Source organism: Paenibacillus sp. Soil724D2 (assembly GCF_001427935.1).
Lineage (GTDB): Bacteria > Bacillota > Bacilli > Paenibacillales > NBRC-103111 > Paenibacillus_E.
In genome coordinates, this window is record NZ_LMRY01000014.1 from 20711 (window position 1) to 36977 (window position 16267).

Annotated in this window: 12 protein-coding genes; 3 read left to right on the plus strand and 9 right to left on the minus strand. The window is 46.4% G+C overall.

The annotated features are described in order from the left end of the window. Window positions 1-12: 12 nt before the first annotated feature. The 3 genes from ASG85_RS15455 to ASG85_RS15465 all read left to right on the plus strand — a co-directional run bounded on the left by ASG85_RS15455 (window position 13) and on the right by ASG85_RS15465 (window position 4654). A complete protein-coding gene (locus ASG85_RS15455; RefSeq protein WP_060646753.1) occupies window positions 13-1071 on the plus strand; it encodes a Gfo/Idh/MocA family protein in 1059 nt (352 codons plus the stop codon). An 80-nt stretch (window positions 1072-1151) separates the two neighbouring features. Continuing rightward, on the plus strand, window positions 1152-4394 hold the full coding sequence (locus ASG85_RS15460) for a family 10 glycosylhydrolase (protein WP_060646754.1): 3243 nt from the start codon (window positions 1152-1154) through the stop codon (window positions 4392-4394). Between the two features lie 23 nt (window positions 4395-4417). Continuing rightward, on the plus strand, window positions 4418-4654 hold the full coding sequence (locus ASG85_RS15465; protein ID WP_060646755.1) for a hypothetical protein: 237 nt from the start codon (window positions 4418-4420) through the stop codon (window positions 4652-4654). Between the two features lie 260 nt (window positions 4655-4914). Here ASG85_RS15465 and ASG85_RS15470 read toward each other — a convergent pair whose 3' ends face one another. The 9 genes from ASG85_RS15470 to ASG85_RS15510 form a co-directional block, all read right to left on the minus strand. Then, the gene (locus tag ASG85_RS15470) at window positions 4915-5754 is read right to left on the minus strand and encodes a hypothetical protein (protein ID WP_060646756.1); all 840 of its coding nucleotides are present in this window, start codon (window positions 5752-5754) and stop codon (window positions 4915-4917) included. Window positions 5755-5824: 70 nt separating this feature from the next. Continuing rightward, window positions 5825-7357: an extracellular solute-binding protein gene (locus ASG85_RS15475; RefSeq protein WP_060646757.1), complete on the minus strand. Its 1533-nt coding sequence runs from the start codon at window positions 7355-7357 to the stop codon at window positions 5825-5827. Window positions 7358-7469: 112 nt separating this feature from the next. Further along, window positions 7470-8390 carry a carbohydrate ABC transporter permease gene (locus tag ASG85_RS15480; protein ID WP_060646758.1) on the minus strand — a complete coding sequence of 307 codons (921 nt, stop codon included), beginning with the start codon at window positions 8388-8390 and terminating at the stop codon, window positions 7470-7472. 66 nt (window positions 8391-8456) lie between these two features. Continuing rightward, window positions 8457-9428, minus strand: coding sequence for an ABC transporter permease (locus tag ASG85_RS15485; RefSeq protein ID WP_414858738.1), 972 nt, complete (start codon window positions 9426-9428; stop codon window positions 8457-8459). A gap of 285 nt (window positions 9429-9713) precedes the next feature. Next, entirely contained in the window at window positions 9714-11312 is a 1599-nt protein-coding gene (locus tag ASG85_RS15490) for a response regulator (RefSeq protein WP_060646759.1), read from the minus strand. A 294-nt stretch (window positions 11313-11606) separates the two neighbouring features. After that, window positions 11607-11837 (minus strand): hypothetical protein, encoded by a 231-nt coding sequence (locus tag ASG85_RS15495; RefSeq protein WP_156396603.1) that lies wholly within the window; start codon window positions 11835-11837, stop codon window positions 11607-11609. A 67-nt stretch (window positions 11838-11904) separates the two neighbouring features. Beyond that, window positions 11905-12906: an aldose 1-epimerase gene (locus ASG85_RS15500; protein ID WP_060646761.1), complete on the minus strand. Its 1002-nt coding sequence runs from the start codon at window positions 12904-12906 to the stop codon at window positions 11905-11907. Window positions 12907-13519: 613 nt separating this feature from the next. Next, window positions 13520-14623 carry a GntR family transcriptional regulator gene (locus ASG85_RS15505; RefSeq protein WP_060646762.1) on the minus strand — a complete coding sequence of 368 codons (1104 nt, stop codon included), beginning with the start codon at window positions 14621-14623 and terminating at the stop codon, window positions 13520-13522. 246 nt (window positions 14624-14869) lie between these two features. Further along, entirely contained in the window at window positions 14870-15919 is a 1050-nt protein-coding gene (locus ASG85_RS15510; RefSeq protein ID WP_162257265.1) for a sulfite oxidase, read from the minus strand. Between the last annotated feature and the right edge of the window lie 348 nt (window positions 15920-16267).

The window sequence follows — 16267 nt, forward strand, 5'->3', positions numbered from 1 at the left end:
GGAGTTTTTCAAATGAGCAAAGTACGTATAGCGGTTATCGGAGCCGGTTCCATTTCTGAAATGCATTTGAAGTCATATCAAAATAATCCAGACACTGAGCTTTATGCCATCTGCGACCTGAACGAAGAACGCGCTAAGGCGAAAGCCGAAAAATACGGCATAACACGCATTTACACTGACTACAAAGAATTGCTTGCCGATCCAGGAGTTGATGCCGTCAGCATCTGTACGTGGAACAATAGCCATGCGCCGATATCCATCGCCGCATTGGATGCCGGCAAAAACGTGCTTACGGAAAAACCGCTCTGCAAAACGGTAAATGAAGCGTTAGCCGTGGAGGAAGCGGTCCACCGCTCCGGTAAAACGCTTCAGGTCGGCTTCGTCCGCAGATATGCATCCAATACTCGTATCATCAAATCATTTCTAGAAAACGATGAACTCGGTGAAATTTACTACGCCAAAGCTTCGTGCATTCGTCGTCTCGGTAATCCTGGCGGCTGGTTTTCCGATGTGGAACGTTCTGGCGGCGGCCCGTTGATCGATGTAGGCGTCCACGTTATCGACCTCTGCTGGTACCTGATGGGCCGACCGAAAGTGAAATCAGTCTCCGGCAATACCTACAATAGACTCGGCAACCGTGCCAACGTGAAAAACCTTGCCTTCTACAAGGCAGCGGACTATGACGCTTCCCACAATACCGTAGAGGATATGGCGAATGCGCTGATTCGTTTCGAGAATGGCGCCTCCATCCTTGTAGACGTAAGCTTCACGCTTCATGCGAAGGAAGACGAGCTTACCGTGAAGCTGTATGGCGACAAAGGCGGCGCTGAATTGGAACCTCAGCTATCCATCGTCACAGAGAAGTATGATACGATCTTGAACCTCACTCCGCAGATCAACAACCTGTCTTTTGATTTTGTTGCCGGGTTTCAGGATGAAATCAATTACTTCATTGAAGTATGCCAAGGCAAAAAGGAAACCATTTCTCCTGTTCAAGACGGCGTTGAAATGATGAAAATTCTTTGCGGTATCTATGAATCTAGCGAAAAAGGCGAAGAAATACACTTCTAAGAAACGGCTTGCGACAAACCTCAAAGTTGAACTGGTCCAAAACTAGCCCTATCAAATGAATGGAAGGATAGTGAAACCCGTTGAATAAGTCGAAATGGATGTCTTTGACCTTATTGGTCACAATGATCGTTTCCCTTTGGTCCACGACCGCTGCTGCTGCTGCGGAGACCGTTTCTGGCTCCGCTGCCACTGCCACTGCGGAGGCCGCCGCCAATTACATTGAAGTTGAAGCCGCTCCGGTAGATATAACCATTGATATTGAAGGTCCTCGCAAGCAAATTAATGCTGTCGATAAGGATGTAAGCGGTATTACCGATTATGTAGCTTTATTCACAACGGAATATGCACCTCAGATTACAGTTGGCAAAACTTCCGTCGGCGTTGTCGTCGATGGAGCTAACCAAGTGACTCGCGTGGTAAACCCTTCCGTGAACGGCGGAGTGCCAGTCTGGACAGGGCCTACTGACCTAGTCATCCCTCAAGGCGGTTACATCCTAGTTTCGAATGACGACAGTTGGGCGAACAAAACCTATAAGCAATACCTCGCGAAAAATTTCAAGGTTGGTGACAAAATCAAGCTGCGTAAAAACGGGGAAGTCATTCCTGTCTCTGAATTAATGACAGGACAAGGCCTCAAAGCTCGGCTTAAACTGAACAACGACGAATGGTTTACGGTAACCGAGCCGAAAACAGTAGTCTCCGGCAAGCTGGAAAACCTAGAGCAAGGTATCCCCTATTCAATTCGTGTGAACCAATCCACGGTTACGTTGCAAGCGAACGGCACCTTTCAGCTCGAGGTTGGTCTCACGGAGGGTGTCAATTATCTTGACGTCCTCGCCATTAAGAACGGGACGGAGAATGACCGCAAGACGCTTGTCGTGTTTTACAAAAAACAAACGGGCACCGCAAAGGAAGTCGTCCTATGGGTCGACCAAGGAACGAATATTTTCAAACTGCAAACGCCTGAAAATGTTCATGATATGCTGACCAAGGCAAAAGACGCCGGAGTCACGGCAATTGCACTAGATGTTAAAGGTGTAGAAGGCTTCGCCAACTACAAGAAAAACGACCTAACCGGTCGTCCGCATATCTCCCAGATGACCGCGCCGACCCGCGCGGGAGCGAATCCGAACCTTGACATGCTGGAGGAGTTCATCAGGTACGGGCATCAGCTCGGCATCAAAATCCATGCAGCGTTCAACGTCTTTGCCGAAGGCTCACCTGCGCACAACGAGTATGGGCTGCTGAACCAGCACCTCGACTGGGAAGAACATGTTTACCGTCCTGAGGATGGCGGTCAGATTCTGCGGCTGCGTGAAAGCAACTATTACAAAACGGGTAAATCCCTCGTAGCTTTCGTTAACCCGGCTAATGATGACGTAAGAGCCTTTGAGTTGAAAAACATGGAAGAAGTTATCAAAAACTACGATGTTGACGGCGTCGTGCTAGACCGAACCCGCTATGACAATGAAACTGCCGACTTCAGCCCGTTAACCCGCTCGAAGTTCGAGGCGTTTCTCGCCGATCGCGGTAAACAGCTTACAAATTGGCCTGCTGACGTCTTCACTTACGTGAACAATGTCCGGCAATACGGACCTCTCATCAACGATTGGTGGGAGTTCCGCTCGCAGACGATCAAGACGTTTACGGATGAAGTCCGTTCGCTCACCGATCGGTACACAGCACTGAAAGGCCATAAGATCTACTCTTCCGCCTATGTAGGCTCCTGGTTCGATTCTTATTACCTGAACGGCGTCCACTGGGGCAGCCCGAATTTCAAATACGACAGCCGTTTGCAATTCCCTGACGACAGCCTTTACACTGAGTCTTACGCACAAACCGGTTATACGGGCAACATCGATTTTCTAATGATCGGCACGTATCAAACAACACAAAAAGAAATCGAGCATCACATCACGCTGGGCAGCATTGTAACGAACGGCGAAGTTCCGATGTACGCGAGTATCGCACTGGCGAACATCCAGGATCCTCCGCTTCAGCGGTCAGTGTTCCAGGCTGGCTTGTCGCAATCGAATGGTTTGATGCTCTTCGACTATTCGCAGGTTAATTGGTCGGTTGTTAAAGCGTCGCTCCAGAACGTGGAGTACGTCAAGGATTATCAGGTAGGCTCAAGTGTTCCTAGCAATCCGGAATCGTTCCTAGAAGGCGATTTGTACAATGTAAGCCGGAATGAGAATAATCTCAACGTCTATACGGATTCGTTCGGTCTAACGACAGCTACCAGCACCTTTGGTGTCGAAGCGATCGTAGACAGCACCGGTAAAGTCACTAAGGTCGTAAACCAACAACAGGCGCTTAGCTGGAACTGGACGAATATGTCACCCAATAACAGCGTCATTCCGCAGGGCGGCTTCGTGATCTCTGCTCTGGATGCTTCAGGCGTTCGGACGAGACGGCAGCTGGTTGCCAAAACTTACAAGGTCGGTGATGCTGTCAGATCGGCCGTGCTGCGCGGTCACCTTGCCTATGCAAACGTTAGCACACCGCTGAAGAATCTCGAGATCAAAGGCAATGTTGAAGTACTTGGGCCGGGTACGGCTGATGTTCGTTTGAATGGCGTTCCCGCTGCATTGGCTAGCAACGGAGACTTTAGCGGTATGGTCCCGCTGGAAGTTGGTTCCAATCCTATAAAAATATCCGTTTACGTAGACGGCCGCAAAACGAACGAAAAAACCGTAAACATAACGCGTACGGCTCCTGTCATCACAGGCATTGAGCTTGATTCTGCCGCCTACCGTCTAGTGGCAGGCGACAAGCATGCAACTGTCACAACAGCCGTCTACTCGGACGAAACGAGAGCCGTAGTAACCGGTGCTGTGTTCAGCTCCAGCAATCCTGAGACAGCAGCCGTTGCCGCAGACGGAACGATTACCGCGCTGAAGGCCGGAACTGCGGAAATCATTGCTGTATATGATGGAAAAACAGCCAAATCAGTTGTTACTGTCGTCGAACTGGCAAGTATCACTTTTGAAGAGAATAAACACAGTCTTGTGAAAGGTGAGACCTTCCAAGCACCGCTCAAAGCAACTTACTCAGATGGCACAATGGCGTACATCATCCAAGGCGCGACATTCATCTCTTCGCTCGATAAAGTTGCATCCATAGCTGCAGACGGCACTATCACAGCTGTGAAGCCTGGATCAGCAACCATTACTGCCTCTTATCGTGGCAAACAATCGGAGATTAAGATCAAGGTATTCAATACACACAATGAAAAGATCGATGATAAAGAGAATGATGATGGCGTGTACGACGATGCAGCGAATGATAATAGAGAGAATGAAGTTGGAGATATGGGTTAAGGTTTGACAACGGATAACCTCACATGTTCAAAAAGCATCCGGTTCTTTCCATTTGGAAAGGACCGGATGCTTTTTGGGGCAGATACAAATGGGGCCGATTGGTTAGAATTGTGCTTGCGCGTTGGTTCTCACGAGGAACTATCCCATCAGTTGGTTACGATGACCTGCGGAACGTCAGTACCTTATTTTCGGCCAAAGGGCTCAAATTGGGGTCTTCACGGAACGAGAATACCTTATTTCTTCAAAATACGGTCATTTAGTTGTATTCTTGCGAAATAGAGGATCGTCGTTCCGTTTGACCACAATATCGGCCTTTTACAGCACTTTAGCGCATCGTCGTTCCGCTTCCCTCTTGAAATCAATAGCTCGTTCCGCTTTCAGACCTCCGCTCAACTTGCCAAAGTCACATGCTCCATCCAATCCAGGCTACGGAGTTGTTATGCCGACAATATAGTTCCACACCGGATTACATGCATAATACACGCTCATTACACGCGCAACTCAAAGTTCCCATCTCCGTTTACGGCAGCAGCTCCAGCCACTGATATGGCGTATTCGCCGCCTTCATTCCAAATTCCAGAATCGTTGCAATCGCAATCGTTTCTGCCTGCGGAACAGGCGGCTTACCCGTCTCGAAAAAACCGATAAGATTCTCAATAAACGCCCCAAAGAAATCCGACTCGATCTTTAGAAACTTCGATGCCCCCGCTTCATAACTGAGCGCCATGCTGAATGGACATTCCCATCCATATAGGTTGATCGTTGCTTGGCGGCCGTCCGCATACCCGATTAGCAGCGCTGGCGTGTTTGCCGTTCCCGTCCACATCACTCGTTGGACATCCGTCCCCATCAACGAGACGATCGGCTCCACCTGATGGATCGAATAGTTCTCAAATTGTCCCGGTCCTAGGCTGCAAATGGACTCTAGTCCTTGTTTTTTTAGTCCTATATACTCTGAAGCGAACCGTAAAGCCGAAGTCGAGTACATGGGGGTCCCATGCTTATCTGCGAGTTCGAACATCCGCAAGGCCGCTGCTCGGTTAGGCGCGAACGTTTTATCAATGTAGGTAGGCTTGCCCGAACGAAGTGGAATCAACGACAGTTCCTCATGGTACTCCGGATGATCCGGTGACAGAACAAGCAAATAGTCACTCTGCTCCACAACCGCCTCGATCGACTCAAGAAGCTGGATTCCCTTCTTCTCGCTCCATTCCGCATTGCTAAGCTTTCCTTCGACATTAGACTTGCCATAAGCGTACGCGACCTTCATGCTGCCACTCGATGCCTTTTCAATCCAACCAGGATATTTTTCCGCATGCCACTCGTCTAGGAAATAGTCAATAAATCCAATCTTTTTCATCCTTTTCTCACTCCCTCAGAGAAATAAAACCCCCACGGCGTGAACCGCAGGGGAATATTGCTCCTTAAAATTACTTCTTGTTCGCTGCGTACCATTCGTTGACAGCTTTCGTCATTTCATCCCCGCCATCTGTTTTCCACTGAGCCAGGAATTTATCATAATTTTCGAGCTGTTCTGCACCTGTGATGTATTTCAGGAAGGTGTCTTCCATCAACTTTTGCAGTTTTAAATTGTATTTACCGATTGCTTCAAGTGGAGGTGCAAAAGAGAGCGGATCTACGACGATGTTGCCTTTGGCAGCTTCCTGATTTTTGTTAAATGCATCGGTCAGGATAGGATCTTTACGAACGCGCGCCTGCCAGTAGATTGGGTAGTTTTTCTCATCCACGCCAGTGAGAAACGAAGAAGCGTTATTATACTGGTCGTTGAAAATCGGCAGAATCGGGAAGTAGTTGCCGTTTTCCACCTTGTGGTGAACGCCTTCTTTTCCGATCGTCGCTTCCTTGTGAACGTCTTTATCGAGCTTCAAATCCAGGTATTTGATAATCTCTTCCTTGTTTTCAGCCCATTTCGGTATACCTACGTAATAGCTGATACCTGCGGAACCCATGACTTGTACTTTGCCGTCATCGCCTTTCAGGTAAGGAAGGCTTGCGATTTTGGCGTTAGGCGTGTTTTTCAGAAGTGCATTTTGTACAGTAGGCGCGTTGAAGTAGCCGTTTGAGATCATAGCCGCTTTGCCGCTCGTGAAGTTCTCGATGACTTTGTTCGCCTGATTGAGAGACCATTCCTGGTCAATCAATTTCTCCGAATAAAGCTTCTTCATGAACTCTAAATACTTTTTCATGTTCGGATTTTCTACCACATTGACCAGTTTGCCGTTAACATCCTGCCAGCCGGTCGTTGCGGTAGATTGAACCAGCGTGAGTCCGAAGGTCGGCATGATTTCAGGCACGAGCGGAGATTTACCGCCGGACAACGCCATGACATTCTTCTTCTCTTTGATTGTCTTCATCACGTTGTACAGCTCATCGCGTGTTGTCGGGGCCTTAAGTCCGAGTTCATCCATCCAATCCTGGCGCACGATCAGCGCTGTGTTAACGATCGTACCTGATCCGGTCTGTGGAATACCGTAAATTTTACCGTTCAGCTTCGCCCCGTTCCAGGAGTTTTGGGAAATAACGTTCTTCATGTTCGTGCCATATTTGTTCACAAACTCATCAATCGGCTCCAACGCGCCGGAAGATGAGAGTCTGGAATACTGTGGGCCACTGAGCAGCATGAAGCTGTATTTCTCCTTGTTGGCCATGAGCAGATTAAGCTTGTCGTCTGGGTTCTCGACCGGCAGCATGTCGTAGGTAACTTTGTAGCCGGTTTTTTCGTTCAGGAACTTCGCCACGACTTCAGCATTGGGATCAAAACGCGCATATTGCAGCAGCGCCTTGAATTCTGGCTTCGGCTTGTTGGTATCTACAGTTGCAACTGGAGCTGTGGACGCAGACGGCGCTGTGGTATTGCCTGCCGTTTGGCCGCTTCCGCCACAAGCGGTGATAGACGCTGCCAAAGTCGTGATGGACACTAGAGCTAAAAATTTTTTTACCATGAAAGAGCCTCCCTTTTTCGTTCTTTGAGTATGGAGAAGTGCGTAAAACCAAATTTCATGGAACCATCTTTGAGCCTGCCCACCACCACCCTTCAAGTTTTGTTTGTGAGATTCAGCCTTTTACGGAGCCGACCAGAACACCCTTCACGAAATATTTTTGCAGGAACGGATACACGAATATGATCGGCAGCGTCGCCAGAATGATGGAAGCCGCTTGGATCGACTGTGGTGAAACGTTCAGCGATGCGTCAACATTGGTCCTCATGAAGGCGTCTGTCGAAGAAACGAACAATTCCTTTAAATAAAGCTGCAGCGGTTTCATTTCTACTGAGTTGATATAGATAAGTGACGTAAAGTAATCGTTCCAGAACGTAACCGCGTAGAACAATGCTATGGTCGCCAGCACTGGCATCGACAACGGCAAAATGATGCGCACAAGGATCGTCATATTGCTGGCCCCATCCATTTTCGCCGATTCTTCAAGGCTGTCAGGCAGGCTTTCGAAATAGCTTTTGACAATGAGCATGTTGTACACATTAATCATTAATGGCAGGAAGAGCACCGGCAGTTTATCGATAAGATTGAGTTCGTGCATAAGCAGGTAAGTCGGGATCAATCCACCGCTGAATAGCATTGTAAACAGGTACATGATGATAAAAAACTTGCGTCCCCTCAGCCTCGGCTTGGAAAGCGGGTAAGCGGCTAACGTCGTCATGAATAAAGCGAGCAGTGAACCAACCAGCGTCACCGTAATGGAAACCATAAACGCATTCAGGAATAAGGAATTGCTCGCCACATACTTGTAAGTCCCTACCTGAAAATCGATCGGGTACAAGGTAACCATCCCCGAAACGACCGCCGCCTCGCTGCTAAGCGATTTGGCGATGAGATTGATGAACGGAAAGATAGTGGAAAGTCCCAGCAAAATAAAAAAAACATGATTGACCACTGTGAAGATTTTCTCGCCACGAGATGTTGGGATGGCTCCAGACCTTCTGACGACAGGTGATTGTAAGGTGCCTTTTGTATGCATAGCTGTTCCTCCTAAAAGTTTTGCTTTAGCAAAACTAACATCGTAAGCATAAGCTTTGTTCGCCCTTTACCAGATACCTCGTCCGAAAAACTTTCGGGCCAATCCGTTACCCGTTAAGATCAAAATAAACGCAACTACGGATTCGAATACTCCTACGGCGGTTGAGAAGCTGTAATCCTGTTCACCAAGACCTATGCGATAAACAAAGGTGCCAATAACATCTGCGACGTTGTATACGCTTGGGTTATACATAACGAGAATTTGTTCAGTTCCCGCTTCGAGCACATAGCCGAGACGAAGAATGAACATGAGCAGGATAATTGGAATCAGACCAGGCAGTGTAATATGTATGATTTGCTTCCATTTATTCGCCCCATCTATTTTGGCCGCTTCGTACAACCCCGGATCGATGCCGGCCAAAGCCGCCAAGTAAATGATCGTGTTCCAACCGGTCTCCTTCCAGCCTGCCGTGCTGATGAGAACCGAGCGGAAAATGTGGCTGTCCAGGAAAAAGCGGATCGGTTCGCCGCCCATGGCGACGATTATTTTGTTGACGATACCGCCGTTCGTGGAAAGCAGATCGATGAACAAGCCGCTGACGATAACCCATGACAGGAAGTGAGGCAGATAAACGACAGTTTGTATGCTTTTTTTGAACGCCATGTTCTTCAATTCGTTAAGCAAAATAGCGACCACAATTGGGAGCGGAAAGAGAAATACGATTTTATAAATAGAAATGATCAAGGTGTTCTGGAAAACTTGCAAAAAACTGGCGGAGGAAATCAATTTATCGAAATGCTTCCACCCGACCCATGGACTTGCGGCCATACCATCGAAAATATTGAAATCCTTGAAAGCGATGATAATCCCGTACATCGGCGTGTACTTAAACAGCAGCAGAAAAGCGATGCCGGGAATGAGTGCAAGATACAAATCCCAATCTTTCCTGATATCAATCCACAATTGTCGTCTATAGCTCTTTTTACCATTTTTCTTTGTTAATATGAGAGTATCCGTCGTTGTGGTCGTTTCTCGCAAGGTGTCTCCTCCTTCTTACCTGTCTTTCTTAGATTTAGTTTATCACCCACCGTTTTTTTGCGAATTAGAGGAATATTACTTGTTTTGGTACTTTCATAACTTCTCGCGTCTGATATATGAGAAAACCTCTATCGAGGTCATTCAAAGATGAGCGACCGCGTTTAGAGGTAGGTTTTATCGCCAATAAGAAAGCGGTTTTCTGGAACCGAAAACTTATACTTTCTTATGTGGTAAAAAAACCTTCCCAGATCAACTGAGAAGGCTGCCAAACGGCTTGCAAGGAATTCAATGACGAACTTCCCCGGGCGTCACGCCCCAATATTTGCGGAATACTCTTGTAAAATAGCTCACATCCCTATACCCGACTCCAGCAGCGGCATCATATACCCGTGCTCCCTCCTGCAGGATTGCCTTGGCCCGCTCCATTTTACGTTCCAGTACATAGGTGGAGAAGGCTTTTCCTGTTTCTTGTTTGAAGAGACGGCTTAGGTAGGAAGAGTTAACATACAACCGGTCAGCGACAGCATGCAGCGTCATTTCCTGATCAATTTCATTTTCGACCAGACTTAATATGGTCTTGATCATGCCATGACTCGTCGATTTCCGCCTCTGGCTGGCATAGGTTAAATACGCCCTAATCATCCGCTGCAGCCAAAATAGAATTTGTTCCTTTGCGGCCAGCTCCAAGTGATTGTGGAAATACACGTAATCCTCACCGGCCACTTCCCTCACTGGCCAGCCCTGCTTCTGGATCATGCAAATAAAGAGGCTAGTGAAATAAAGGATGTGCTCATGCATGTCTTCTACCGTTTCCGCTTTGGCCATACCGCCGTCCCAGAGGGCAGTTAAGGTTTCGATCGCTTTGTCACCTTCCCCTGTTTCTAGAGCGATTTCCAGCGCCTTCTCCAGGTTTGGTTGAAATGACAGTTCAGGTTCTCTCCCCTGCTCTTCCCGGTACGGGATCGCCAGATCATAGCCCAGTACAATCCGATTCTGTAACGCACGAACCGCCTGGACATACAGCTTGTTCATATCCTCTTGGCCGCCTGTTATCCCGCTAATCCCCGCGCTTGCACTTAGCCTAAGGCAGCTTCGTACAGTTAAAAGCAGTTTTTCGGTGACTGCATTGACTTTCTGTAGGGCAACTCCAGGCTCTTCATTTCCATCAAGTTGGAACACAACGACCGTGCAGCCCGCATAATCGGTAGACACCCAACAAGGAGTGGCCAGCAACGTTTCCCTCACGATACTGCTCAGCGAAAATTGCAGTAGCGAAATATCTTTCTTACTGAATCGGGTTTCATCCTCCGACAATGGGTCCATATCGACTACGGCAACAGCATATTCGGCATCTTTTTGTAAATCCAGTTGGAGATCCTTGCTTTTCTGTTCAAGCTCCCAAGGTTCGTACTTCCCGTTCAGCCACCCCTGGAAAAATTCATTGACCAGCTGCGGAAGATGCAGCTTCCATTTATGCTTTAGCTCATCCTCGTTATGGCGCTGCTCAAGCTCACTCTTCAACCGATCGGCCGCTTCGAGCACCGTCTCCAAAATCTCCTCGTCTCCTGCCGGTTTTAACAAATATTTCATAACGCCAAGCCCCAATGCCTCTTGAGCGTATGCGAAATCGTCATGTCCGCTGAGAACAATGATTTTCAACAAAGGGTCGGCTTGGCGAAGTTGTCTTGCTAGAGTCAGCCCGTCCATCTCCGGCATCTGTAGGTCCAGCAAAATAATTTCAGGCTTTTTACGGTCGATCAGCCGCAGCGCTTCTATTCCGTTTCCAGCCTGCCCGACGACTTCTATTCCGTGCTTGTCCCAGGGAATGTTGTTAGCTAGTGCGTTTCTGAGTCGGATTTCATCTTCCACAATTAATAAATTCATAGTCGGAATCTCCTTGATGGATAAGATGTATTCAAAACCCATTCGCTCATGGCATGTTACTTTCCTGCGTTGGTCTAACTTGTCACTAACCCAACCGCCCTCACATCCCTTTGGTATGAGCCAAGAGCGTAAACCGCTCTGTTGTGTGTTTGGTATAGAAATTATCATATCTGCAGCGGACTTGATAGAGGACAATGGTTACTTTCTTTGGTATTTTGACATAAAAAAAATCTCTTGGAAATTCAACCCTCTCCAAGAGACTTCTTTTTTAGTGATCACAGATAGGCTTTACGATTACTCTCTCAACGCTTCTTTCAATTTCGTAGACATGCTATCCATAGAGCCCGAAGATGGACGCTTAACTCCGCGTAGTTTCGCGATTTCTTGTTTCAATCTCTCGTTTTCTAATGTTAATTTTTTGATCTGATCTAGAAGCTGTCCCTTTTCCGAGCCTTCATTATTTTCCAACTGTACCGCGCCCTTTCTTCCGGATAAAAGTGCCCCTCGCCACAAGCAGATCATCACGTCAGATTCACTCCATGCGTCAAAGGGGCTATTTAGGGATCTTTGGTCGGAGATCAAAGTCACTATTTTATTTGTTCAATTCAATCGTATAAAGACGTCCTGTCTCTTCCCAAATTTCGCCTGGTTCCAAGGAAACTAGTCCAATTTGATCAGCCGGGAGATCAACGTTCGGTGCATTCACTAGATTCATTTGCGGCTCTGGGCAGAAAAAACCTTCAGAAGCGCCATTATTCCAGATCATCCACTGTTTGTAGGAAGTCCCTACATCATAAACAAGTTTGATCCCTTCGCGTGAATCTGTCAACTCCATATAGTTACGACCATTTTGCGGCGAGGTTGTATAGTGATTATCCATGGATTCAAAGAACGGCGACAAGCCGCCTACTTTCATCTTCTCTTCCTCAGCTGACAATGGCTGATACTCACCTGTTGGCAGCATTCTTTCACTCATTTTCCAGCGGTTGCCGATTGTCATTTTGAATCCATAATCAGAAGCCTGACTGTTCGGAGCAAAAGGTGCATTAATCGTCGTGTGATACGCTAACAAACAAGGCATTGCCTCTTTGCCTTCATTATGTACGGATACATGCTGATGTAAACCATGTGCATTCAATGTGTAAGTCAAGCGAATGGTGAATTCATGAGGTAAATACGCATAAACCGAATGCCCTTCTCTTACGCGTAAAGCTAAAGTAACACGACTCTCAGATTCATCTCTACTAAATTTCTCAACAGCCCATGGAATATTGTGTACAAAACCGTGTAGGTGATTTCCTGTTTTCGGTTCATTGATCGGAAATTCATAGACTTTGCCTTTCCAAGGAAACTTCCCGTCCTCATACCGATTGGGTGGAAATAATACCGGAATCCCGTGCACGATCGGACGTTCTTTAAAAGCTTCCATCTCTTCCATTGCAGGCTCACGCAAAAAGCGATATTCTTTTTCAGTATCTCTAAAAGCAATTAGATTAGCCCCAATTTCCGGTAAAACAGCTGCTTCATAACGGCTAGCTTGTAACCAAATGGCTTTCTCTCCTTGGTATGTTCCTTCAAACGCTTTCGTCGTCATTTCGCGTTAACCTCCTAGATAGCTGTGCCATTAAATTTGGACAGGCTTATATGAATTTACTCTAAAGCATGTGAATCAAGGAAGTCAATGGATGAAAATAACGCATATATTGATAAATATGACTTTCTATATAGGTACGAAAAAAAACTACGACTGACCAATCAACATACAGCTGTTGAGTAAGGAAATGGGTGTGAAATCAACTTCAGATTCATCTTTGCCGGCTAAAGGACTGGAGCGATTATTCTGGTTAATTGCTCCGTCGTAGAAAAAAACTGTCACCTTCAAAAAAGATGACCGGATGCCTGCACAACCGCTGGAACAGACTGGGTCAATACAAAAATGTAGTCTTAGGGATGCTGCAAAGCCCAATCATACGCAAGCTTGATCCCGGATACAGGCAGTTTCTCATCAATAACGTTGTGCGGGTATGGCGTTACATGATCGGCAACCTCAGTTCCATCACTCAAGTCGACCAGTACGGCACGGCCAGATTCCGTTTCATAGTCAACACCAATCGCTTATATCTTAGACATGGATAGCCTCCTTTAAATATTCAGCTGTTTCTAAATTCAGTATATCACTTGTACGTACAAGTTGGCTAGATGAATTTTTAAGAAAGTGAAACTTGGATGGTTGACTCCCTGACGATTAATTCTGGTTTATAGACTTTCCCCATTTCACTTCCATTTGCTCGTTTATTCTGTATCATATCGATCAATATCTTAGCTGCATCAGCTCCCATTTCCGTTTTGGGATGCGAAAGTGTCGTTAGCTTGACTTCTGTTGCGGTTGCTAAAGAAGAGTCATCAAAACCGACCAGCGAGATATCCTGTGGCACTTGAAGGCTTGTTGTACGTACAGCTTCAAGCAGGTGAATAGCTATCTCATCATTGTAGCAAACGAAAGCCGTTGGCCGCTCATCCGCCTGACCTAGCATCGTTATTGCGCTTTCGTAGGGTTTTTGTCTTTTCTCCTCCGTCAAATAATGAATGACGAGTTCCGGCAGCAACGGGATTTGATAGTGATGATGAGCTCGAATAAACCCTTTCAACCGATTAACCCCTTGCAAGTCATCGGTCTTGAAAAACCCAGCAATACGGCGATGCCCAAGCTCAATTAAATGCTGAGCAGCCTTGAATCCGCCCTCTTCATCATCCACGACCAAAGAAGGACAATTCATCTCAGGGTACCGCTCATTAATCATCAAATAAGGAATATGTAGATAGTCTAAGGAAAGGTAATAGCTAAAATTCGGATTGCCTTCCGCGCTTTTGGTTGGTTCGATAATAAGACCGCTTAAGGGCTGACTCATCATCATGTCGAGGCTTTCCTTCTCTTTTCCCTTATCATTGTCTGTGGAAGACAAGAGTAGTCTGTATCCTCTCGCGCGTAATGCAGACTCCGCTCCTCTTACGATATGAGGAAAAATGTAATTAGATATATATGTTGTCAGAATGCCAATGGTTTGAACATCCCGACTTTTTTGCGTTTGGGGCGTGGAAACGAATGTCCCTTTTCCTTGCATCCGATACAGCCAGCCTTCTTGCTCTAACTCCCCGAACGTCTGACGAACTGTTTGACGGCTCATCTGAAATTGCTCGGCTATTTCATTTTCCGATGGCATTTGATCATTCGGTTTCAGCCTCCCGGTATGAAGCCACGATAAGATTTCTTGTTTGAGCTGTAAGTATTTTGGCATTTGCTTTTCTTTCATAATTCACCTCAGGTATTAATTCTGACCGTATTATATCATTTGCTCAACTTGTATGTACATATACGGTAGGGGGAGATGTACTATATGTAAGGCGGAAAACGCGCTTAAGCTGAAGCAATCAAATAAAAAAGGGTAAGCTTAGCATAGGTAGAAAAAAAGCAGCACGCCCTCTGACAAGGAAACGCACTGCTTTTAAAGGCGCAAACTTGTTGCAGCACAACGCCCGTATTAAATCGTATAAAAAGATTAGCTAATATACACTCGTATATGCTGAATCGCATTATAGCCATAACCTTTTACATTCCAATCTGCCATTTCGCTTTGAATATTACCTGCTGTATCCTTAGCTCTGATCTTAATATCGTAGGTTCCGGATTCCGTTACCGTCCATTTCCAACACCAACGCCTCCAAGAATAAGTTTCTTGCTGATCCAACCAAGATGCTGCGTGCCAAGTGTTTCCATTGTCCGTACTTATCTCTACCAGAACGACTGGATCACTGCCAGATATGGCCATCCCCCATACCCAATTCTCCCCTTTTGCCAATACCTCCTGATCTGTTGGCCCCGCAATGGTCGAATTGAGGCGAATGGAAGTAACCGGTTCGGGAGTAGTTGGAGTTGATGGTTTTCGATCATAGACATAATCTACGACTTGGAAAGGTCCTTGAAAGTGCTCCTCCATTACGACGATACGGTGAAGCCATTTGACTGAAGCCATTCCATACCATCCTGGAACAATTAATCTAGCTGGATAACCGTGACGGAAGGGTAGAGGTTTTCCGTTCATGTAAAGGGCTACAATGGTATCGGGATGCAGGGCGTGTTTGAGAGTTAAACTTCTTGTATAGGAAAACAAGCCTGGCATATCCGTTCGAACACCCTTATCCATACCCTCGAACGCCACTTCACGTGCATTTCTTTGAACGTCCGATACATACAATAAATCTTGAAGTCGTACCCCTGTCCAAACAGCATGACTAATTGCCCCTAGTCCCCACTGCTCGCCGCGAGTTTTCGGCTGAAAAAATAATCTCTTATCTCCAACACACTCGAGCGTTACAGGCAGTGTAACTTGAGGCATTTTCAAGAGATCATGATACCGAAAATGAATTGGTTTATTTACACTTCCTTCAATAGAAAGTCCCCAAGTTCGCATGTCCACATTCGGATATGGAAAATGGTTTCGGATATAAAACAGATGTTCAGGCGTGATTCGACTGGAAAGTGACAGCATTGGGAATTCTTGATTTTCTGGCATGATTCTACGTGTAATCAAATGAGGCGAATACAACAATTTAACCATCCTTTCGTAAGAACAAGATCTTACTAAAAGATATGGACCACATGCTGAATTGAGACTTCAATAGTGTTGGACCTCTTCACTAGAAGTTGATCCAAAAAAAGTAACCTGCTGCTTCAGCAACAGATTACTCTACGTTAAATGATGATCTTTTCGCTATAAGGTCCTCAGCTATTCCTGTAATCATCTTCTTCATGAATGGATTGATAGGAGTGTGTTCCTCTAAAAGAGAAATAATTTCTAAGGCTGATTCAGGACAACGCTCATAACGCCGCTCATTTTGAAAAGGATCCTTAAAGCAGGCTTCTTCACTCGTAAATATCCGCGAGCAAGCTAATAGCT